The organism is Roseibium algicola (assembly GCF_001999245.1).
Classification (GTDB): Bacteria; Pseudomonadota; Alphaproteobacteria; order Rhizobiales; family Stappiaceae; genus Roseibium; species Roseibium algicola.
On record NZ_CP019631.1, the window covers coordinates 251,249 to 272,606 of the forward strand.

General features: G+C 60.3%; 19 protein-coding genes. 11 read left to right on the forward strand and 8 right to left on the reverse strand.

Annotation, left to right across the window (positions count from 1 at the left end; all coding sequences use genetic code 11):
* Positions 1 to 9: 9 nt before the first annotated feature.
* Positions 10 to 954, forward strand: coding sequence for a carbohydrate kinase family protein (locus B0E33_RS29450; protein ID WP_077294264.1), 945 nt, complete (start codon positions 10 to 12; stop codon positions 952 to 954).
* Positions 955 to 973: 19 nt separating this feature from the next.
* Here the strand turns inward: B0E33_RS29450 and B0E33_RS29455 are convergent, their stop codons facing one another.
* The 6 genes from B0E33_RS29455 to B0E33_RS29480 all read right to left on the reverse strand — a co-directional run bounded on the left by B0E33_RS29455 (position 974) and on the right by B0E33_RS29480 (position 7,404).
* Positions 974 to 1,954, reverse strand: coding sequence for a sugar-binding transcriptional regulator (locus tag B0E33_RS29455; protein ID WP_023014444.1), 981 nt, complete (start codon positions 1,952 to 1,954; stop codon positions 974 to 976).
* Positions 1,955 to 2,123: 169 nt separating this feature from the next.
* Positions 2,124 to 2,945: a DeoR/GlpR family DNA-binding transcription regulator gene (locus tag B0E33_RS29460; RefSeq protein WP_167579701.1), complete on the reverse strand. Its 822-nt coding sequence runs from the start codon at positions 2,943 to 2,945 to the stop codon at positions 2,124 to 2,126.
* A gap of 137 nt (positions 2,946 to 3,082) precedes the next feature.
* On the reverse strand, positions 3,083 to 4,030 hold the full coding sequence (locus tag B0E33_RS29465) for a D-ribose ABC transporter substrate-binding protein (RefSeq protein ID WP_023001437.1): 948 nt from the start codon (positions 4,028 to 4,030) through the stop codon (positions 3,083 to 3,085).
* Between the two features lie 98 nt (positions 4,031 to 4,128).
* Positions 4,129 to 5,178 (reverse strand): ABC transporter permease, encoded by a 1,050-nt coding sequence (locus B0E33_RS29470; protein WP_077294270.1) that lies wholly within the window; start codon positions 5,176 to 5,178, stop codon positions 4,129 to 4,131.
* A 13-nt stretch (positions 5,179 to 5,191) separates the two neighbouring features.
* The gene (locus tag B0E33_RS29475; RefSeq protein ID WP_077294273.1) at positions 5,192 to 6,733 is read right to left on the reverse strand and encodes a sugar ABC transporter ATP-binding protein; all 1,542 of its coding nucleotides are present in this window, start codon (positions 6,731 to 6,733) and stop codon (positions 5,192 to 5,194) included.
* Positions 6,730 to 7,404, reverse strand: a complete 675-nt coding sequence (locus B0E33_RS29480) for a DUF2291 family protein (protein ID WP_228148152.1) — start codon at positions 7,402 to 7,404, stop codon at positions 6,730 to 6,732. Before B0E33_RS29480 ends, B0E33_RS29475 begins: the two co-directional genes overlap by 4 nt.
* A 540-nt stretch (positions 7,405 to 7,944) precedes the next feature.
* Between B0E33_RS29480 and B0E33_RS29485 the strand changes: the two genes are divergently transcribed.
* The 4 genes from B0E33_RS29485 (at position 7,945) to B0E33_RS29500 (ending at position 13,128) form a co-directional block, all read left to right on the forward strand.
* Entirely contained in the window at positions 7,945 to 9,549 is a 1,605-nt protein-coding gene (locus B0E33_RS29485; RefSeq protein WP_369126934.1) for an FGGY-family carbohydrate kinase, read from the forward strand.
* Position 9,550: 1 nt separating this feature from the next.
* Positions 9,551 to 11,068: a glycerol-3-phosphate dehydrogenase gene (locus B0E33_RS29490; RefSeq protein ID WP_077294276.1), complete on the forward strand. Its 1,518-nt coding sequence runs from the start codon at positions 9,551 to 9,553 to the stop codon at positions 11,066 to 11,068.
* 45 nt (positions 11,069 to 11,113) lie between these two features.
* Positions 11,114 to 12,046 (forward strand): sugar phosphate isomerase/epimerase family protein, encoded by a 933-nt coding sequence (locus tag B0E33_RS29495; protein WP_055660940.1) that lies wholly within the window; start codon positions 11,114 to 11,116, stop codon positions 12,044 to 12,046.
* Positions 12,047 to 12,183: 137 nt separating this feature from the next.
* Entirely contained in the window at positions 12,184 to 13,128 is a 945-nt protein-coding gene (locus B0E33_RS29500) for a sugar-binding transcriptional regulator (protein ID WP_206910401.1), read from the forward strand.
* A gap of 26 nt (positions 13,129 to 13,154) precedes the next feature.
* Here B0E33_RS29500 and tkt read toward each other — a convergent pair whose 3' ends face one another.
* On the reverse strand, positions 13,155 to 15,170 hold the full coding sequence (gene tkt, locus B0E33_RS29505) for a transketolase (RefSeq protein WP_077294279.1): 2,016 nt from the start codon (positions 15,168 to 15,170) through the stop codon (positions 13,155 to 13,157).
* 143 nt (positions 15,171 to 15,313) lie between these two features.
* Here tkt and B0E33_RS29510 point away from each other — a divergent pair, with 143 nt between their 5' ends.
* Genes B0E33_RS29510 through fba form a run of 5 tightly spaced genes read left to right on the forward strand, consistent with a single transcriptional unit; the run spans position 15,314 to position 19,386 of the window.
* A complete protein-coding gene (locus B0E33_RS29510) occupies positions 15,314 to 16,078 on the forward strand; it encodes a DeoR/GlpR family DNA-binding transcription regulator (protein ID WP_031269510.1) in 765 nt (254 codons plus the stop codon).
* A 4-nt stretch (positions 16,079 to 16,082) separates the two neighbouring features.
* Positions 16,083 to 16,862: a triose-phosphate isomerase gene (locus tag B0E33_RS29515; RefSeq protein WP_075281771.1), complete on the forward strand. Its 780-nt coding sequence runs from the start codon at positions 16,083 to 16,085 to the stop codon at positions 16,860 to 16,862.
* A gap of 1 nt (position 16,863) precedes the next feature.
* Positions 16,864 to 17,319 (forward strand): D-erythrulose-4-phosphate isomerase, encoded by a 456-nt coding sequence (gene derI, locus B0E33_RS29520; RefSeq protein WP_077294282.1) that lies wholly within the window; start codon positions 16,864 to 16,866, stop codon positions 17,317 to 17,319.
* Positions 17,320 to 17,351: 32 nt separating this feature from the next.
* Positions 17,352 to 18,338, forward strand: coding sequence for a class 1 fructose-bisphosphatase (locus B0E33_RS29525; protein ID WP_077294285.1), 987 nt, complete (start codon positions 17,352 to 17,354; stop codon positions 18,336 to 18,338).
* A 10-nt stretch (positions 18,339 to 18,348) separates the two neighbouring features.
* On the forward strand, positions 18,349 to 19,386 hold the full coding sequence (gene fba / locus B0E33_RS29530; protein ID WP_077294288.1) for a class II fructose-bisphosphate aldolase: 1,038 nt from the start codon (positions 18,349 to 18,351) through the stop codon (positions 19,384 to 19,386).
* Between the two features lie 54 nt (positions 19,387 to 19,440).
* Here fba and B0E33_RS29535 read toward each other — a convergent pair whose 3' ends face one another.
* On the reverse strand, positions 19,441 to 20,334 hold the full coding sequence (locus B0E33_RS29535; RefSeq protein ID WP_023001422.1) for a LysR substrate-binding domain-containing protein: 894 nt from the start codon (positions 20,332 to 20,334) through the stop codon (positions 19,441 to 19,443).
* Between the two features lie 141 nt (positions 20,335 to 20,475).
* Between B0E33_RS29535 and B0E33_RS29540 the strand changes: the two genes are divergently transcribed.
* Complete coding sequence (locus B0E33_RS29540; RefSeq protein ID WP_265733582.1) at positions 20,476 to 21,357, forward strand: DMT family transporter; 882 nt, start codon at positions 20,476 to 20,478, stop codon at positions 21,355 to 21,357.
* Position 21,358: the final 1 nt, after the last annotated feature.

Consider the following 21,358-nt stretch of genomic DNA (forward strand, 5'->3'; position numbering starts at 1 on the left):
GGAGGAAAAATGAGCCACGATGCTGCTGTCATAGGCCTTTACATTCTTGACGTTCTCGGTCGTCCGGTCGATGGGATCCCCGAGGGCGGCAACGTCGAGTTCATCGACGAAATTCGGTTGACCGTTGCCGGTACTGCAGGCGGTACGGTGATCGATTTGGCAAAACTCGGGCTGAACTGTCTGGCCGTCGGAGCCGTCGGCGACGATGAAAAGGCCGACTTCGTGCTGTCGACGCTCAGCCGGTTCAAGGTCGACACCAGCTTGATGCAGCGGCTCGAGGGCGTACCGACGTCGGCAACCATCCTGAACGTGCGCCGCAACGGTGACCGTCCGGCCCTGCACCAGCGCGGCGCGTCCGATCATTTCGATGTCCCCGCCGACATGCTTGATGCCGTGCTGGCGCCGTCAATCATTCACCTGGGTGGAACCGGACTGCTGGCCAAACTGGACGGCGAGCCGAGTGCGAGACTTCTGGCGGAAGCCAAGAAACGTGGCCGCACGGTCACCTTCGATCTGCTGGGAGCCAACGAAAACACAATCGACCTGCTCCTGCCGCTGCTTCCGCATGTCGATTATTTCATGCCGTCGATCGAAGAAGCCCGTCTGATTTCCGGTGCAGGTGACATCCAGGAAGCAGGACGTTTTTTCCTGGATCGCGGCGTCAAGCAGTGTGTCTTCACGCTCGGCGGTGATGGCGTCTGCTTCATGGATCACAAGGGCGAGTTTGTCCGCCAGCCAGCGTTCGAAATTTCCGTCGTGGATACGACCGGTTGCGGCGACGCCTTCGATGCCGGGTTCATCACGGCCCTTCACCACAAGATGGATCTGAAGACTGCGCTGAACTTTGCGCAGGCCTCGGCGGCGCTTGTGGCGACGGGGCTTGGGTCTGACGCGGGCATCAAGAGCTTCGAGGACACCGTCAACTTCATGAATTCGGCAAAGGTTCTTGCCTGACCGACGGTACGCGCGGGCCTCAGCCCTTGAGGAGGGCCCGCGCCGTTTCCAGGTCGGTGACAAAATGGGTTGCATAGCCACCCTTCAGCGTTGCGCGGATTGCCTCGAGCTTTGACAAGCCGCCTGCCACGCAAAGCCGGCGTGGAATGGCGCGCAGTTCGTCGAGTTCGATCCCCATCATGCGCTTGTCGAATTCCCGCGTGATCTGATTGCCCTCCTCATCGAGGAACCGGCAGATCAGAACGGCTTTCGCGCCGTCTTCACCGTAAGCGTCGATTTCCTCGTCCGTCGCGATGTCGGCAAAGCGGATGGTGCTTTCCGGCCCAAGGCCGCCGAGCCCGAAAACGATCGTACGGGCTTGCCGGATCATGTCGAACTGGCGTTCGAGGGCAGGTTCCCGTCGCAGCGCCTGGCACAGGTCTGCGCTGGACAGGACAGCCGGTGCATTCAGGTTCATGCTGATCGCACCAAGCTTACGGGCCATGATTGCGGTGCAGAGTTCGGCGGAAAAGTCGCGCTTGCTGGTCGCTGCTCCTGTCACCTGAACCACCGTGACCCCGTCGACGTCGCTCATGGGTTTCAACGCGTCGGCAACCGCAAGAACAGTCTTGCCCCAGGAAACACAGAGGATCTCACCGGGGTCGATCATCCGCTCCAGCTGGCGCGCACCGGCTGCACCAAGGGTCAATAGCCGTGTCTGGGCATCCGCGCCGGGTTGATGCTGCACCACCAGCGTTTCGCTGAGGCCAAAGCGTTCGCATATCTCCCGTGAGAGATCGGAACGTGCCATGACGCCCGCATCCATGGCGATGCGAACGACACCCCGCTCTCGTGCTTCTTGAAGATAGTTCACGATGGTCGCGCGCGAGACACCGATGATGCCGGCAATGTCGCTCTGGTTGAGCGATTCTTCGTAATAGAGCCAGGCTGCCCAGACGACGACATCGTCAAACTCCGCAGGTACGCGGCGATTGACCTCTCGAGACGGTTCCATTGTCATGACCGCTCCCCCCTTTGTTGCCGATCTGAATTGCACGATTTCGGCCGATAGTCCAATCCGCCGATTAGTGAATCTGACTTTTGGCAACATTAAGTAACATTTGTCATTTCGTTGCAACAAAAGACGACAATGTTACGAATGTCTGGAGACAAGAATTGTCGAGAGGATCTCAGGCAAGCCGGACGTGGATTTTTCTGGACAGCATTCGGTCGACAAGCAGCGGGGGAACGGCGGAATTCACGACAACCGCGTCGTAGTCACGAAGATCGTTGCCACCGTAAAAGGCCTTCTTGTCGAACATCCCATGGCTGGCAACCAGGATGATCCGCTTGGCCTTTTCCTGCATCGCATTCCGAACGGCCAGGTCTTCTTCGGTCTCGTAGAAGGTCTTTTCCTCGAAGATCGCATCCGCAGAGACAATCGCCGCATCCGCATCGATGTCATTGATTTCCCGGATTGTTTGCAGACCGTGGAAACAGCCAGACCAGGATTTGAAAGTCCCGCCGAGCCCGATGAGAGAAATATCGGGAAGTTCGCGGAAATCGTTCATCAGATCGAGGGAGTTGGTCACGATGGTGAGCGGCACCTTGCTGGCGAGGTGCCTGGCTGCGTGCCTCAGGATCGGGGAACCTGCGAGAAAAACGGTCTGGCCGGGTTGGATCAGATCCGCAGCGGCCGCTGCGATCGCCTGATAGTCGCCGTCGTCAGTTGCCGCGGTATCAGCCGGTTCAGGTAAACCAGCAGCACTGGTTCTGGAGGTGATCACACCGCGGGACTTCGAGACAAGCCCGTCCTCGACCAGCGTGTCGATATCGCGATGGACCGTCATCAGGCTGATGCCGAAGCGTTTCGAAATCTCGTCGATGCGCGCACTCTGGCGGCTGTTGACGTAGTCGGCGATCAAACGCCTGCGCGCAATCTGGCGCGCCTGTCGGCTGTCGGTGGGAAGCTGGGCCCGGTTTCCGGGGGAACTGGTGTTGTCCGATGCCACTCTGTGTCGCTTCTGCTGCTGCTCGATCAGCTTCACTTAACGTCAAAGTCTGAATTTGGCAAAGTGGCAGCGTTGCGGTCCGGTTGCCCGGAAAAAAGCGGAGGCACCTTGCGATGCCTCCGTCAGGTGGGGAGGTATTATTGGGTCAGGGTGAAGGCTGCCGTGACCTTGTCGACGTTGTCGGCCGTGATCAGCACGCAATCGAAGAGCTGCTTTTCGCTTTCCGCGCCGGTGGAGCCGGTCTTGATGTACTTGTCGGCCTGGCGGATTGCTTCAGCGGAGAAGACAGCAACCGGCTGCAGTACTGTGTACTGAAGTTCGCCAGCACGGATGGCAGCAACAGCGTCCGGCGAACCGTCAAAGCCGCCGACCTTCACCTGGTCAAGCTTGCCGGCTTCCTTCAAGGCGGCGATGGCGCCGAGAGCCATTTCATCGTTGCCGGAAATGACGCCGATGATGTCCGGATTGGCCTGAAGCATGGACTGCATCTTCTGATAGCCTTGGGTACGGTCCCAGTTGGCGACTTCCTGTGCTGCCTTTTCCAGATCCGGGTACTGGGTCAGCACGGTTTCGAAACCGTTGGAACGGGTTGCTGCGTTGTTGTCGGAGGGCGCACCGAAAAGCTCGACGTATTTGCCCTCTTCACCAACGGCTTCCACCCACTGCTGCGCACCGATTGCAGCGCCTTGGGCGTTGTTGGAAACGAGCTGTGCCTGGGCAAGGCCTTCCTGGTTGATTTCAGCGTTGATGAGGAACACCGGAATGCCGGCGGCCACGGCCTTCTTCACCGCGCCGACAGAACCGTCTGCATTGGCCGGGTCGAGAATGATTGCCTTGGACTGGTTGGTGATCGCGGTGTCGATCAGGGTGCTTTCGGTGTTGGTGTCACCCTTATGGGCGCTGACCTGGGCCTCGTAACCGAGCTCTTCCGCAGTCGCCTTTGCCACATGGCCTTCGGTGTACCAGTAGGGGTTGGCCGGATCGTTGACGATGATCGAGATCAGGCCGTCGGCAAGAGCCGGGCTTGCAATCATCGGCAGGACGGCGGCAGCGGCAAGCAGGGTCCGTCTGGTAAATTTCAACATCGAGTATTCCTCCCTTAGCGTGAATGGGGGTCGCCAATTGGCGGGTATTCCCGCTCCCTAAGTCCTCCGGGAGCGGCGAAATCTGTTCGAAGCAGTGGCTATTTCTTCCGCGCGCTGCCGTATTGGATGGAGTTCATCAGGACGGCGAGCACGATCACGGCACCGGTGAAGACGGTCTGCCAGTAGGACGAGACGCCGATGATCACGAGGCCGTCGGACAGGAAGCCGATGACGAAGGCACCCAGCATGGTGCCTCGGACGGTGCCTCGGCCACCGGTCAGGGCTGCACCGCCGATCACCACAGCAGCAATTGCGGTCAGCTCGTAGGTCGTTCCCGCGGTCGGGCCAGCGGATGTCAGCTGGGACGAGAGAACTAGACCTGCGATGGCCGCAAGAATGCCGGAGAGCGTATAGACCGCAACTTGCACCTTCTTGACAGGAACGCCGGAAAGATCGGCCGCGTGGGCATTGCCGCCGGAAGCGTAGAGCCAGCGACCGAAGGCGGAACGGCTGAGCATCAGGCCGGCAACGATCGCAAGTGCCGCCAGCACCAGAACACTGATCGGCACGCCGAACAGACGGTTGAAACCAAGCCAGTCGAAACCGGTGTTTCCAAGCGAAGGATCGCCTGACAGGTTGTTGTAGGTGAGGCCGTTGGTCATCAACAGGGCGATGCCGCGGGCGACATACATGACGCCGAGCGTTGCCACGAAAGCCGGAACGCGGAACCAGGCGATCAGGATCCCGTTGACCGCGCCAACCAGCGCCCCGACGACACAAGTAATGACGACCACCGCCCAGACCGGCGGATAGACGATGACGCCGAAGGCATTCAGAACGATGCCCTGCATCTGGAAGCCGGCAATGACACCGGACAGGGCCAGAATGGAGCCGACCGAAAGGTCGATGCCGCCGTTCAGGATCACCAGCAGCATGCCGATGGCCAGAATGCCGTAGATCGCCACATGCGAGGACATGATCAGGAAGTTCCCGACCGTGAAATAATGCGGCGACAGGAACGAGAAAACTGCAATGATCGCGATAAGGGCGAAGAAAGCGCGGCCTTCGAGAAGGAGCCGTCCTATATTATGCTCGCGGGACTGGCGGTTCTTGGCGACCGGTTGCGTGTTGGCGCTCGTAACGCTCATGATCTGATCTCCGTCAGGCGACCACGGCTTCGCCGGAGGCGGCCATGATCTTTTCCTTGCTGATGGTTGAATCGAATTCCGCCGAGATCCGGCCCCGGTGCATGACGATGATGCGGTGGGCGATGGACAGGCATTCGCCGACTTCCGAGGTCGAGTAGATGACGGCCAGACCTTCGCGGGCACGTTCGGCCAAGAGCCGGAACACTTCCGCCTTGGCGCCGATATCGATGCCGCGGCTTGGCTCGTCGAGCATGATCACCTTCGGCTCGGTGGCCAGGATCTTGCCGATCACGACCTTCTGCTGGTTGCCGCCAGACAGCGAGCCGATCGCCGCGTCCGGTCCGGAGGTCTTGACGGTGACCTTGCGGATGCTGGTTTCGATGAGATCGGATTCCAGCTTTCTGGACGTGAAGATGCCGCGCGTGAAATCCATGATGGAGGCAAGCGACAGGTTCTGGCCGACCGTCATTGTCTGGACGAGGCCGTCCTTCTGCCGATCCTCGGGAACAAGCGCGAGACCGTTGGCAATTCTCTGGCCGATCGAGAGTGGCGAGACATTGCCGCCGTTCAGGAGGATGTCTCCCGTCTCCTGCTTCAACCGCCCGGCGACGGTTTCCAGAAGTTCGGTGCGTCCGGCGCCCATCAATCCGTAGATGCAGACGATCTCGCCGGCTTTCACGTCAAGCGACAGGTCGTCGACCACGTTGTAATCCGCGCCTGACGGGTCGGCGACGGTCAGATTGCGAATGGAAAGGGCGGTTTCGCCAAATTCGTAACCGGTCGGTGGTGAGCCGAGATCATAGTTCTCGCCCACCATGTTGCGGACGATCCATTCCAGGTCGATGTCGCTGCGTGGCGCATAGGCGGTCATCACGCCATCCCGCAGGACAACCGCGTGATCGGTGATCTGGAGCGCTTCTTCCAGGTGATGGGAAATATAGACGATGGAAACGCCGCGGCTCGTCAGATCGCGAATGACCTTGAACAGCACTTCCACTTCCGAGGCGGACAGGGCAGAGGTTGGCTCATCCATGATCAGGATGCGGCTGTCATATGAAAGCGCACGGGCAATTTCGACGATTTGCTGCTGGCCGAGGCGCAGATCTTCAACCGGCGTCAGCGGGTCGATCTCCTCTTCCAGCTCCACCATCAGCGCTCGCGTCTGGCGTTCTTCCTCCGCGAAGTCGACCCCCATCGGTCCGCGAATTTCACGGCCCATGAAGATGTTGTCCCGCACGGAAAGGTTCGGCGCCAGGCTCAGCTCCTGGTGGATGATGGAGATGCCTCTGTCCCGGGCTTCGGTAGCCGAGGCAAAGGTGATCGGTGCGCCATCCAGGATGATTTCACCCGTCGTCGGCGTCGTGATGCCGGACAGGATGCGCATCAAGGTCGACTTGCCGGCGCCGTTTTCACCGAAAAGGGTGGTGACCTGGCCACGGTGAATGTCGAAGTTGACGCCCTTCAGAGCCTGGATCGCACCGTAGGACTTGGCGACATTACGCGCGGCGAGCACGACTTCGTCTTCAACTGCGGCAACGGGATGGATCGCGTTCATCGAACGGTGACCTCCGTCGGTGTTACCAGCCAGTTCTTGGGATTGATCAGGCGAAACGCGCCGGTGACCTGAATGGTCTTGCCGGTGAGGGCGCTCGTGTCGAGGCCTTCAAGCACCACCTGCTTCATTGCCCGGTTGATGGCGGAAGCGGCGTTCTGATACTCGATCTGGTTCTTGAAATCGCCGAAGGCGATATCCCCCGGGACATCGCGAAGATCCGTGCCGTTGATGGCAGGACCCGTCTGGACGCGAACCCGGATTTCCGACGGCACGCCGTCGATCGTGACGTTGTAAAGTCCCGACTTTCCTTCGCCGACGACACCTTCGAACTTCACCGGAATGATCGAGCCGGTAGACGAAGCCGTGCCGTAGGTTTCGGCCAGCTTTGCTTTGTCGGAAAGCGCCAGGGCTCCGATCTCGCTAGCTTCGACAGCCTTCTGCGCAACGAAGTCGCGAATACGCGGGAAAGTGTCCACGCCGTAGACGTCAGGTGAAAAAGCCTGTTGCCGAATGTCGCTCTCGGAGCCGACACGCACGACCTTGGTGTCCAGGACTATGGCGCCGACCACTACAGCGGCGATCGCGACCGCGATCCACTTTCCATAGCTGGGCTTCACGAATGATGCGCCGCCGACTGCTGTTTCGACCTTGGCCATATCTTCCTCCGGCATGCAATTCTCGTTCGGCCGCGACAAGGCTTGCGGCCGGCATGTTCTTCTCGTGTCAGGAGCTGGATGTGTCGGGCGCCCGTTAATCGCGCCCGTTCAGCACGTTCTTAGCGGCTATGCGCAACTGGATGCGCAAATGCCCGGTGCCGCGTGCGGCATTGATCCGCGATGCGCTTCCGGGTGACCGTCATTTCTAACGTGAAAACCATTGTTCTCCTCCCAGTCCGCGCTTGCGCGGCTTTTTCGTTTGAGGGTCCCGTTCCTGCGAACGTTGCTCCCACCCTCGCACCGGGAGAAATGCCTGCTGCATGCCTCCCAATGACAATCACCCTAGATGAAATAAATTACTTTGTCAGTAAAAAAATACATGCATATGAGATAATAGTGTTATATATAGACTGCAGAAGCTTCGTCCCGAACGGCGCATGCAGGGCTGTGCAAACAGTCAGGATCTGCGAGAGTCCGGTCAGTTGAAGCTTTCTGGGAGGAATGAAATGCAAGCCGAAATAGCGGCTCTTCAGCATGGCTTGGGCGGTGGACGCCATCATGCATAAGGGCGACATTCTTATCGGAATCGACTCCGGCACGTCCGTGGTGAAAGCGGTGGCGTTCGACCTTTCAGGCACCCAGATTGCGGTGGCTTCGGTCACGAATGCCTATGACACCGGCGCCGGAGGTGCCGCGACCCAGTGCATGAGCCGAACCTGGCAGGACTGTGTCACAGCCCTGAAACAGCTTGGTAATCTGGTCGATGGCCTGAGCGGGCGCACTGTCGCGATCGGCGTGACCGCGCAGGGAGACGGAACCTGGCTGGTGGGGCGGGACAATGTTCCGGTCGGTGACGCCTGGCTTTGGCTTGATGCCCGTGCCGCACCTACTGTCAGCCGGCTGGAAGGAAATGCGCTGAACCGGGCCCGGTTCGAGGCAACGGGAACAGGGCTGAATACCTGTCAGCAAGGCGCCCAGCTTGCACATATGGACCGGTTTGATCCCGCAAGCCTGGACCGCGCGGAAGTCGCGCTTCATTGCAAGGACTGGCTCTACCTGAACCTCACGGGCGTCCGGGCAACGGACCCGTCCGAGGCAAGTTTCACCTTCGGCAACTTCCGGACCCGGCAATATAATGATGTGGCTATCGAAGCGCTCGGCCTCAGGCACCGGCGGCATCTGCTGCCGGAGATCGTTGAGGGAACGGAAACAACCCACGGCTTGAGCGATGCGGCCGCGCAGGCGACAGGCCTTCGGACAGGGACACCGGTTTCGCTCGGCTACGTCGACATGGTGATGACGGCACTTGGCGCCGGTGTCTACACGGGCGAAGCGGATGCCGCCTGTTCGACGATTGGCTCCACCGGTGTGCACATGCATGCCAAGCCAGCCGAAGAAGTGCACCTCAATGCTGAAGGCACAGGTTATGTGATTGCGTTGCCGGTGCCGGGCATCGTCACCCAGGTGCAGACCAACATGGCGGCCACGCTCAATCTCGACTGGGTTCTCAACATTGCCGCGGACGTGATGCGCGGCATGGGACAGGATGTCTCTCACCGCGATCTGGTGTCCCACATCGAGGGCTGGCTTGCCGCCGGCAAGCCGGGCGCCATCCTCTATCACCCCTACATCTCTGAAGCCGGCGAACGTGGTCCCTTCGTCAATGCCAACGCCCGCGCCGGATTTACCGGGCTTTCCGCCGCAAATGGCTACGCGGATCTGGTGCGTGCGGTGGCGGAAGGTCTCGGTATGGCCGCCCGTGATTGCTACGCCGCAATGGGAGCACTTCCTTCCGAACTTCGGTTGACCGGAGGCGCGGCACGCTCCCCGGCACTGCGCCAGATACTGGCAGCCGCGGTGAACGCACCGGTTCGCGTCTCGGCCCGGGACGAGGCCGGAGCGGCGGGTGCCGCAATGATGGCGGCGGTTGCCACCGGCGTTTATCCGGACATGCGCAGCTGCATCAGCGAGTGGGTCACGCCCTTGCTTGCACAGGCGGAAGCACCCGATCCCGGCCTGGTCCGGTCCTACGAGACTATTTTCCCGGTCTTTGCAGGTCTTCGCAGGGATCTTGCAGGCACATGGGACCTGCTCGCGAAACTGCGCACCGAAAGCCGCGACGAGACGGAACCTGCCAGCAGTGTCACCACAGGAGCATGAAATGACGAGCGAAACGCAGACGATCGATCTTTTGGTGATTGGTGGCGGTATCAATGGCGCCGGCATTGCGCGCGACGCTGCCGGCCGGGGACTGTCCGTCTGGCTCTGCGAAAAGGACGACCTTGCGCAAGGAACGTCATCCCGGTCGGGCAAGCTGGTTCACGGTGGTCTGCGCTATCTGGAATATTATGAATTCCGGCTGGTGCGCGAAGCTCTGATCGAGCGGGAAGTGCTCATGAATTCCGCCAGCCATATCATCTGGCCCATGCGCTTCGTGCTGCCGCACAGCCCGGCGGACCGCCCGGCCTGGCTCGTGCGTCTCGGCTTGTTTCTCTACGATCACCTGGGAGGCCGCAAGAAGCTGCCGGGCACCCGGACGCTCGATCTGCACAGGGATCCGGAAGGTGCGCCAATCCTGGACCGTTACAAACGCGGTTTCGAATATTCCGACTGCTGGGTCGACGATGCCCGCCTTGTTGTCATCAACGCATTGGACGCCTTCGAGAAAGGGGCCCGGGTTCTCACGCGTACGGCTGTTGCCAGCGCGCGCCGCGACAACGGAGCCTGGCTGGCAACATTGCGCAACAGCGAAACCGGCGAAACGTCAACAGTTCGGGCCAGATGCATCGTCAACGCGGCAGGTCCCTGGGTATCCGATGTCATCTTGAACGTAGCCGGATCGAACTCCAGCCGGAACGTGCGTCTGGTCAAGGGAAGCCATATCGTTGTGCCGAAGTTCTGGCAGGGGCAACAGGCCTATCTGGTTCAGAACGACGACAAACGGGTGATCTTCATAAACCCCTATGAGGGCGACAAGGCCCTGATCGGAACCACGGATATCGCTTATGAAGGCCGGGCCGAGGACGTGCAGGCCGAAGAATTCGAGATCGAATATCTGATCAAGGCCGTGAACAGGTACTTCAAGGCAAAGCTGCGCCGGTCGGATGTCCTGACCTCCTTCTCGGGTGTGCGTCCATTGTTCGACGACGGCAAGGGCAATCCGTCCGCGGTAACGCGCGACTATGTGTTCGATCTCGACATGACGGACAATGTCCCGCTTCTGAATGTCTTCGGCGGCAAGATCACGACTTTCCGCGAGCTGGCCGAGCGGGCGATGCATAAGCTTGACCGGATCTTCCCGCAGATGGGCGGGGACTGGACGGAAACCGCCACGTTGCCTGGCGGCGAAATTCCGAATGCGGATTTCGAAAGCTTTTCGGAAACGATGCGGGAGGCCTATCCGTGGATGCCGCGCGCCCTTTTGAAACACTACGGGCGCTGCTACGGGGCAAGAACCAGCCGGATAGTCGGCTCGGCCACCGCACTGGACGGGCTTGGCAGACACTTCGGCGCGCAACTCTATGAGGCCGAGGTGCGCCATCTTGTCAACGAGGAATGGGCGCAGACCGCCGATGACATCCTGACCCGGCGGACCAAACACGGCTTGCACCTGAGCGCGGATGAAAAAGCGGCCTTCTCGAGCTGGTTCAACGCCGAATACGCCGCACGCGCCGCCTGATATCCGGCTCGGACGCCTGCCATTTCCCCGACGACTGGACACTTCATGCCCCTGACGCTTTCGCTCAACACAAACCCGCTGGTCAATCGCTACGCGGATCCCGCGGATCTGATCGAGACGGTTGCACGCGACCTGAAGATCCGCGACCTGCAGTTGACGCACGAGTTCATCAACCCCAGCTGGCCGGCGCCCCTTATCCGGCGGTTGACGCGCGAGATGTCGGCGTCACTTGCCAGGACAGGTGTGCGGGTGACCAGCGGTATGACGGGCCCCTACGGCCGTCTCAATCATTTCGGTCATCCAGATGCCGATGTGCGGCGTTATTATGTAGACTGGTTCAAGACCTTCGCCGACATCATCGGCGATCTCGGAGGCGTTTCCGTCGGCACCCAGTTCGCGATTTTCACCTACAAGGATTACGACGATCCGGTCCGGCGGGACGACCTGATCAGGATCGCCATCGATTGCTGGGCGGAGGTTGCCGAACACGCGAAGGGGGCGGGCCTGGAATATGTTTTCTGGGAGCCGATGAGCATTGGCCGGGAATTCGGTGAGACAATAGCGACCTGCCTTGCCCTTCAGGAACGAATTTCAGCCACGCCGATGGCCATTCCGATGTGGATGATGGCCGATATCGACCACGGTGACGTGACCAGCTCAAATCCGGACGATTTCAACCCATTTGCCTGGGCCGAAGCCGTTCCACGGGTGTCGCCGATCATTCACATCAAGCAGAGCCTTCTGGACAAGAGCGGCCATCGGCCCTTTACGGCGGAATTCAACGCCCGCGGCCAGATCCATCCCGAGCCGCTTCTGGAAGCTTTGGCGAAAGGCGGCGCCGAGGACAATGAGATCTGCCTGGAACTCAGCTTCAAGGAGCGCGAGCCAAATGACCGCCAGGTCATTCCGCAGATCGCCGAGAGTGTTGCCTTCTGGGCACCTCATATCGATACGGGCCAGCAGGATCTCAACATCTAGCTGATCGCGTCTTCGGCTATTTGCCAACGGGCTTGCGGTAGCAAGGCCCCGATATCTAAGCTATTGAAATCAGGTGACCGTCGCGGTTCGGCTGGCGGCGGCAAGCGGCATTGCGAATTATTGGGAAGGTACGCAAGGTGAGGGATATCGACCCGGAGGAATCGCTCGCGACGCGGGCTGCCTGGCTGCATTACGCCGGTGGACTGACACAGGCGGCCGTGGCAAAGCGGCTCGGGGTTGCCTCGGTCAAGGCGCACCGGCTGATCGCAAAGGCGGCTGCCGAAGGGGTGGTGAAGGTCTCCATTGATGGTGCGATCATCGAATGCGTCGAGTTGGAAGACAGCCTCTGCGACCGTTTTGGCCTCGAATTCTGCGATGTCGCACCGGATCTGGGTGAGCCCGGCATGCCGCTGCGAGCTCTGGGCCAGGCCGGTGCGGATTTCATCCGCCGGGAAATCGAGCGTAAGGAGCATAAGGTCATTGGCCTTGGCCATGGCAGGACGCTTTCCAACGCTGTTCGTCTGATGAGCCGCATGGATGCAGGCGGTGTCCAGTTCGTTTCCCTGCTCGGCGGATTGACCCGCAACTTTTCCGCCAATCCGTACGACGTCATGCATCGCCTTGCCGAAAAGACGGCGGCGAGCGCCTTTGTCATGCCGGTGCCCTTCTTTGCCAATTCGTCGGAAGACCGGGAGGTGCTGCTCGCGCAGCGCGGGGTTCAGGACGTGTTCGACATGGCGAACGCAGCCGATATCAAGCTCGTCGGGATTGGCACCGTAGAGCCGCAGGCGCAGCTGGTCTCGTCCGGCATGATCGAACTCAGTGAGATCCAGGAAATCAAGGCCGGTGGAGGCGTCGGTGAAATGCTCGGCCATTTCTTCGATGCCAGTGGACGGACACTGGAAACGACCCTGACCGCCCGCACGCTTGCGGCCACGCTGGACGAACGGGCCGACAGTCAGATCATTGCGATTGCAGGTGGCCCTGAAAAGATCGAGGCCATTCGCGCTATCTTGCGCAGCGGACGCTTGCGTGGCCTCATCACCGACGAGACCACCGCGCATGCCCTGACCGGAGCGTGACCGGTCAGGAAACGCAGACGGCTTGATCAGCCGGCCAGAGACTTCGCCTTGCGGGCAATCTCTTCTGTCGTGATGCCGAATTCCTCGTAGAGGCGTTCGGCCGGGGCTGAAGCTCCGAAACCACTCAGGCCGATGACATTGTCTTCACTGCCGACATAACGGGCCCAGCCAAGTTTTCCCGCGGCCTCGATGGCAATGCGCGGGGCGGTGCCGAGAACGTCGGCGCGGTAGGCGTCCGACTGTGCGTCGAACAGTTCCCACGACGGCATCGATACGACCGCAACGGCCAGTCCATCGGCTGCCAGGCTCTCTGCTGCCTCGACCGCCAGTGCGACTTCGGTTCCGGTCGCGATCAGCGTGATGTCGCGGCCCTCTCCGAACTGGCGGATGACATAGGCACCGCGTGCCGTCAGGTTTTCCTCTGTCCGCTCCAGGCGCAGTTGCGGGACAGCCTGACGGGAAAGGGCCAGAAGGCTCGGTGCATTCATGGAGCGAATGGCACAGTCCCAGGCTTCCAGCGTTTCAACCGTGTCTGCCGGTCGGAACACCGTCAGGTTGGGGATTGCCCTCAGCGAGAGGAGATGTTCGACCGGCTGATGGGTCGGGCCGTCTTCGCCAAGACCGATGGAGTCATGTGTCATGACATAGATGGAGCGCAGCCCCATCAAGGCCGAGAGGCGAATGGCGTTCCTTGCATAGTCGGAAAAGACAAGGAAAGTGCCGCCGTAGGGCAGAAAGCCGCCATGCAGCGCGAGGCCGTTCATGGCTGCCGCCATGGCAAATTCACGAACTCCGTAACCGATATAACGGCCGGACGCTTCCCGCGAAAACTGGCTGTTGACGGCAGGAACGCGGGTCAGGTTCGACCCGGTCAGATCGGCTGATCCCCCGATCATTTCCGGCAGGGCCGGGGCAAGGGCTTCCAGGGCCATCTGGCTTGCCTTGCGGGTGGCAGCGGACCTGGGCTCTGAAAAGAGGCTGTCGCGCGCACTGGAGACTGCTGCCTCATAGCCTGCCGGCAACGTGCCGCTCACGCGTCTTTCGAATTCGCGGCGCTTGTCTTCAGGCGCAGCTGCCAGCCGGCCTTCCCAGGCCTTTCGGCTGTCCTGGCCAACTGTCCCGATCTTCTTCCAGCTTTCAGCGAGTTCATCCGGAATGGTGAAAGCAGGGGCCGTCCATCCGAGAGCCTTCTTGGTCGCGTCCGCTTCGTCCTTGCCAAGCGCCGCGCCATGTACGCCGGCGGTGCCTGCCTTGTTGGGGGAGCCAAAGCCGATCACCGTTTTCAGGGCGATCATCGAGGGTTTGTCGGTGGCTGCCTTGGCTGCGGTCAGTGCGGCGTCGACTGCAGAACCGTCATGTCCGTCGCACGTTTGAACATGCCAGCCACAGGCAGCGAAGCGGGCCGGAACATCCTCGGAAAAGGAAACGCTGGTTGGGCCGTCAATGGTGATGGAATTGTCGTCGTAGAGTACGATCAGTTTGCCAAGGCCCAGATGACCGGCAAGGCTGATCGCTTCCTGACCAATGCCTTCCTGAAGGCAGCCGTCACCGACGATCACATAAGTATTGTGATTTACGAGATCATCACCGAACTCATCTGCAAGACGCCGTTCGGCCAAGGCCATGCCGACGGCGGTCGCAATCCCCTGGCCAAGAGGGCCGGTGGTGGTTTCGACGCCTTTGGCGTGACCATGCTCGGGATGACCTGCGGTTATCGAGCCCCACTGCCGGAAATTTCGAATCTCCTCGATCGTCATGTCTTCATAGCCGCACAGGTGCAGCAGGCTGTAGAGGAGCATGGAGGCATGACCGTTTGACAGCACAAAACGGTCCCTGTCCGGCCAGTCCGGTGTTTGCGCGTCAAACTTCAGGTGTTTGCGAAACAGCACGGTCGCTGCATCCGCGAGACCCATGGGCGCGCCCGGATGTCCGGAGGCGGCTGCCTCGACGGCATCTATGGACAACGCCCGAATACAGTTGGCGAGTTTGAAATTTTCCGGGTCCAGGGCTGCTTTCGACGATAGAAATGTGTCTGTAGTCATGAGGTCCTCCTCTGCGCTTACGGCATAGGCGTAGCGGAGGATGTCACAAAAATAAATCACAAAATCACAAAATAACTTTGATTTTGTGATTTTGTGATGTTAGGTATCAAGCATCCGGTGAACGCCGGACGAGGAGGATTTGCGTGAAACGCGAAGAACGAAGACAGGCGATCATGGATCTGCTCGTGGAGCACAGGGAAGTCGATCTCGACGACCTTGCGGAGCGATTTGCCGTCTCGAAAATGACAATTCACCGGGATCTGGACGAGCTCGAACAGGCCGGCGTGCTGCGCAAGGTGCGCGGGGGTGCCACTGCGGATTCAGGAACGCAGTTCGAAAGCGACTTCCGCATCCGGGCCCGCCAGGACGCGGCCGCGAAGGAGCGGATGGCCCGTGCGGCGCTCGAGCTGATCGAACCCGGCATGACCGTGATGATCAACGACGGTTCGATGGCCGCAGTGCTCGGTTCAATGCTGCCGGAAAAGCGGCCGCTGACGGTCATCACCAATAACGCCGCCATTCTCGATGGTTTGCGGGATGAGCCCGGCATCACCCTTTTAGGCCTCGGCGGCGTCTATTCGGCCAAGTTCAACGGCTTTTTCGGCGTCGTTACCGAAGCGGCGCTGTCGCAGTTGCGCGCGGATATCGCTTTCGTGTCGACCCCGGCCGTAGCGGACCTGAAGGCCTTTCACATGGACGACAACGTCGTTCGTTCCAAGCAAAAGATGATGGGTGCTGCGTCTCGGCGCTGCCTGCTCGTCAATCACACGCGTTTCGGACGCACCGCACTTCATACCCTCGCCGATCTGGATCGGTTCGACTGGATCATCACGGATGACCAGCCGGCCGGAGATGCGGCGAAGGAAATCGAGGCTGCGGGGCTCAAGCTGATGATCGCAAAGGACTGAGCGAATGGCTGCCCTCACCGGAAAATGGGTCGGTACGAGCTGGAAAATGAACAAGCTGCTGGCGGATGCCAGACGGTTTGCGGACGGGCTTGTCACGTCCGACGCGGATCGGGATCCCCGGATCCAGCGGTTTGTCATCCCTCCCTTCACCGCGGTGCGCGAAGTGAAGGCGATGCTCGCAGGCACATCGGTGAAGGTCGGCGCGCAGAACATGCACTGGGAAGATGCAGGCGCGTGGACGGGAGAAGTCTCGCCGCTCATGCTGACCGATTGCGGTCTCGACATTGTCGAACTTGGGCATTCCGAACGGCGCAGTTTTTTCGGTGAAACCGATGAGACCGTCGGCCTGAAGACCGAAGCGGCCGTGCGTCACGGGCTCGTTCCGTTGATCTGCATCGGTGAAACGCTGGCGGAAAAAGAGGCCGGACAGGCACAGGCGGTGCTTGAGGCGCAGGTTCGCGCGGCTCTTGGCAATCTGTCCGATGGGCAGAAACAGGCCGAGATCCTGCTTGCCTATGAACCGGTCTGGGCAATCGGCGTCAATGGTGTGCCGGCAACGTCGGACTATGCCGACGCTCGCCAGGCGGAGATCATTGCCGTTGCCGAGGATGTTCTCAACCGGCGTATCCCCTGCCTCTATGGCGGGTCGGTCAATCCCGGAAACTGCGAAGAGCTCATTTCCTGTCCTCATGTGGACGGGCTGTTCATCGGGCGATCAGCCTGGGAAGTCGAGGGTTATCTCGACATTCTCGCCAGGTGCTCGTCGAAACTCGGAGAGGTTTGACATGAAACTTGCAATTGCGGGCGACAGTGCAGGCGAGGGCCTTGCGAAACTGCTGGCGGACTACCTGAAGGATCGTTTCGAGGTCGAGGAGATCTCCAGAACGCCCGAAGGGCCGGATGCGTTTTATGCCAATCTGTCCGAGCGTGTTGCCAGCCAGGTTATCTCCGGTGCCTACGACCGGGCGATCCTGGTGTGCGGAACCGGTATCGGAGTGTGCATTGCCGCCAACAAGGTGCCGGGCATTCGCGCCGCACTGACCCACGACACCTACTCCGCCGAGCGGGCAGCCCTTTCCAACAATGCCCAGATCATCACCATGGGCGCGCGTGTCGTAGGGCCTGAACTCGCCAAATCCATCGCCGACGCCTTCCTGAAGGAAACATTCGACGTCAACGGCCGTTCTGCTAGCAATGTTGACGCGATCAATGCCGTCGATTCGAAGTATCATGCGGTCTGATCGAAATTGCTGACCTGAGGAATGATGAGACCATGCTGAGACTTCCGAACGATACGGACGTGAATGCCGAAACGCTGCAGGCGTATCTGGCAAGACAGCATGGGGGGAGCGATACCGCCGCCGTTCTTCAGGCCATTGCGGATGCGACCGGCGTCCTGGCAGACAGGCTTGCCGCAGGCCGGTTGCCGGGGGACCCCGGCGAGGTCGTCGGCACCAATGAAAGTGGCGACAAGCAGAAGGCACTCGACGTCGGTGCCCATCTTCACATGGTCGAGGTGTTGCGGGCAGCAGGCGTCCGCCAACTGCTTTCGGAAGAAGCCGAAGAGATCATTGTTCTCAATCCGGAAGGCACGCTCGACGTTGCCATCGACCCCATCGACGGGTCCGGCAGTATCGGAACAGGCGCTCCGCTGGGGACCCTGTTCTCGATCCTGCCGGCATCGGACCAGGGTTTTCTGTGCACGGGCAGATCCGTCATTGCGGCGGGATATGTTTCGTTTGGCCATTCCACAGACCTGGGGTTCAGCCTGGGCAGCGGCCTTCACCTTGCAGTCTTCGACCGCGTTACGGGCGTGTTCCGCATGTTGCGGGAGAACCATCAGGTGCCCGCAAAATCAAGAACACTGGCCTTCAACGCCTCCAACGCCCGTCATTGGCCGGACGCGGTCCGGCGCTTTTCAGACGACGTTCTGAAAGGCAAGGAGGGGCGTCTTGGCGAAAACTACAACATGCGCTGGCTGGCCTCGGCTGTTGGCGAATTTCACCGGATCCTGCTTCAGGGTGGTTTGTTCTTTTATCCCGGCGACCGGCGGCCCGGCTATGGGAACGGGCGCCTGCGTCTGGTCTATGAAGCGGTCCCGATCGCGTTTCTGATCGAGCAGGGCGGCGGCAAGGCAACGGACGGGCAAACGCCCATCCTCGACCTGATGCCCGAGAGCCTGCACCAGAACATTCCGTTGATTTTCGGGTCACCCGAAAACGTCGACATGTTCATTACCTATTGCACGGACAACACCTAAGGAGCTTTTGATGGCCCGCATCACTTTGCGTCAGCTGCTGGATCACGCAGCTGACAACGGCTACGCTGTGCCTGCGTTCAACATTTCCAACATGGAACAGGGCATGGCTGTCATGCGCGCCGCGGCCGATTGCGATGCGCCGGTCATCCTGCAGGCAAGCAGGGGCGCACGGGCCTACGCCGGTGACAGGGTGCTGGCCCGCCTGATTGATGGGTTCGCCGAAACCTATCCCGATATTCCCGTCTGCATGCATCTGGACCACGGCAACAACCTGGCAACCTGCGTGACAGCTATCCAGCATGGCTTCACCTCCGTGATGATGGACGGGTCGCTGGAAGCGGATGGCAAGACGCCTGCCAACTATGCCTATAACGCGGGCATCACCCGGCAGGTCGTGGACATGGCTCATGCGGCCGGTGTTTCGGTGGAAGGCGAACTTGGCGTGCTCGGCTCGCTCGAAACCGGAATGGGGGATCAGGAAGACGGGCATGGCGCGACCGAAAAGCTGAGCGAAGACCAGCTCCTGACCGACCCGGCAGAGGCTGAACGCTTCGTTGCCGACACGGGTGTCGATGCGCTCGCCGTTGCCATGGGCACCAGCCACGGCGCCTACAAGTTCACGCGCAAGCCGGATGGCAGCGTTCTGGCAATGAACGTGATCGAGGCCATTCACGCCCGTCTGCCGAACACGCACCTCGTCATGCACGGATCGTCTTCGGTGCCGGAAGATCTCCAGGAAATCATCAATTCCTACGGCGGTGATATTCGCCCGACCTGGGGCGTTCCGGTCGAGGAAATCCAGCGCGGCATCAAGAGCGGTGTGCGCAAGGTGAACATCGACACCGACAACCGCCTGGCAATGACGGCAGCCGTACGCAGGGCCCTGACGAACGATCCGTCCGAATTCGATCCACGCAAATACCTGAAGCCGGCCATGGAGTTGATGGCGCAGGTGTGCCGCGACCGTTTCGAGGCTTTCGGAACAGCCGGCCACGCCAGCCGCATTCGCCCGTTGCCGCTGGAAGCGATGGCACAGCGCTACAACTGAACATCACGCGTTATTGGTCTGGCCAAACTAGGTTTTTCGAATGATATCAACGAGTTACGTCAGCTCTGCGCGGAGCCAGGCGATCAACTGGTCGACGGCATTGTGCCGCGACTGTTTGGTGCCTCGGTAAACCGAGATTTCGCTTGGTCTCTTCAGGGCAACATCACAGATGGAGCGCAACTTGCCTTCGTCGACCAGGCCGTCCACCGTGCGCTTCCAGCCGAGGGCAACACCCTGACCGGCAACGGCGGCCTGAAGAACAAGCGGGTAACTGTCGAAATAGATGACCTTCTTGTGGGCGGATCGCGGAACGCCGACAGCTTCGAACCAGTCCGGCCAGTCGAACCAGTCCTGTGGCACCACACGGTGCGACAGGAGCGGCAAGGTGGAGACCTCTTGCGGTGTCAGCGGCAACGAAACGTCTTTCAAGAGCGCCGGAGCGCAGACCGGGAAGATCTCGTCGGACGCCGTGAACACCAACCGTGCCGCTCCGGCCGCCCGCCCGGTGGTCTGAAGGGCGACGTCAAATGGTTCGCGAGCCTCTGTCAGGGGTTCCAACGCGCTGACCAGTTGAAGCTGGATTTCAGGATGTGCCGCATGGAAACCCGAGAGACGCGGCATCAGCCAGTAGAAGGCTTCGCATAGCTGGCATCGCAGGACGATGGTATCTGGATCGCCTGTCCCGCGAATGGCGGCAACTTCCGTGCGGATTGCCCTGAGTGCTTCTCCGACAACCTGGCCCAGGCGTTTTCCTTCCTCGGTCAGGAACACCGCGCGGTTGCGCCGCTCGAACAGGCGGACACCCAGTTCCTCTTCAAGCTGACCAATTTGCCGGCTGATGGCCGTCTGGGTCAGGCCGAGTTCATCGGCCGCGCGTGTGAAACTTTCATATCGCGCAGCGGCTTCGAACGGTTTCAGGCGGGCCAGTGAGAGGTCGTCCTTATGCATGCGTTTCAGTCATGTATTTCTCGAAATTTCTCATTTTTACAAAGATAGGCGACATGTTTCCATGCTGAAATGATATCTTTAATTCTGCCGAAACAACAGGCTGGATCGCTCCTTGCCGGGATCATTTCGATTACCGGAGCAGTGCTGTTGCTGTCCTTGTCCGACGCCTTGGTCAAATTGAACAGCGGCGGTATAGCGCTTGGGCAGTTGCTTCTGGTCCGCTCACTCGTCGCAGCCATTCTGCTTGGGCTGGCATTCGCGTACACCGGGCGCCCATCGCAGCCGCTTCTTGCGGCAAACGCCTGGGTCTGGACGCGCAGCCTTTGCCTTGCGCTGATGTGGGGCTGTTACTACGCCGCATTGCCGCTGATGCCGCTGTCACTTGCGGCAGCCTGCTATTACACCGCGCCCCTGTGGATGGCCATTCTGACATCTGTCTTTCTGGGAAGGCCCGTGGGTGCGAAAGGCACGGTTTCAATTGTCCTCGGGATGGCGGGAGTTGTCATGCTCCTGCGGCCGGGAATTGATGACATGTCTCCGGCAGTGGTCTTGCCCTTGCTGGCAGGCTTCTTTTATGCGCTTGCGGCGGTCGTCACATCGGCCAGGTGCCGGAAGAAGGGGCCGCTGGCAATGGCGTTCAACCTGAACCTGGTGCTTGCCCTGGCGGGTGGTGCCTATGTGCTTTGGCTTCATCTCTTTTCCGTCCCTGCCGGGGCAGGGTTCCTGCTGAGCGCCTGGCCAGCTCTTTCAGCTGCTGCCTGGGGTCTTCTGATCCTGCTGGGTCTGCTGCTTGCCTTCATTACGGTGGCCGTGGCATTTGCCTATCAGTTGGCACCGGCACCTCTGATCGGGCTTTTCGACAATGGTTATCTCGGTTTCGCGGTGGTTTGGGGTGTCGTCTTCTTCGCGGATATGCCAGACAGGGCAGATCTGGCCGGCATACTCCTCATCGGGTGTGCCGCGCTCCTCACCTCACTGCCTCTTGCCGCAACCCGCCGCTGCCTGACCCCAAGGGAGAGTTGAA